This is a genomic window from Escherichia sp. KCJ4928 (assembly GCF_004352695.1).
Lineage (GTDB): Bacteria > Pseudomonadota > Gammaproteobacteria > Enterobacterales > Enterobacteriaceae > ECMA0423.
Genome location: NZ_SJWV01000760.1, coordinates 1 through 255, shown reverse-complemented (window position 1 = coordinate 255; position 255 = coordinate 1). Strand labels below are relative to the sequence as shown.

The 255-nt window shown below is 54.1% G+C and carries 1 rRNA gene; it reads right to left on the bottom strand.

Going from position 1 to position 255, the window contains the following annotated elements:
- Positions 1–255: ribosomal RNA gene (locus tag E0D98_RS26645) — 16S ribosomal RNA — on the bottom strand; the annotation flags it as partial.

Sequence of the window (255 nt, the reverse complement as noted above, 5' to 3'; positions counted from 1 at the left end):
CTGACTTAACAAACCGCCTGCGTGCGCTTTACGCCCAGTAATTCCGATTAACGCTTGCACCCTCCGTATTACCGCGGCTGCTGGCACGGAGTTAGCCGGTGCTTCTTCTGCGGGTAACGTCAATGAGCAAAGGTATTAACTTTACTCCCTTCCTCCCCGCTGAAAGTACTTTACAACCCGAAGGCCTTCTTCATACACGCGGCATGGCTGCATCAGGCTTGCGCCCATTGTGCAATATTCCCCACTGCTGCCTCC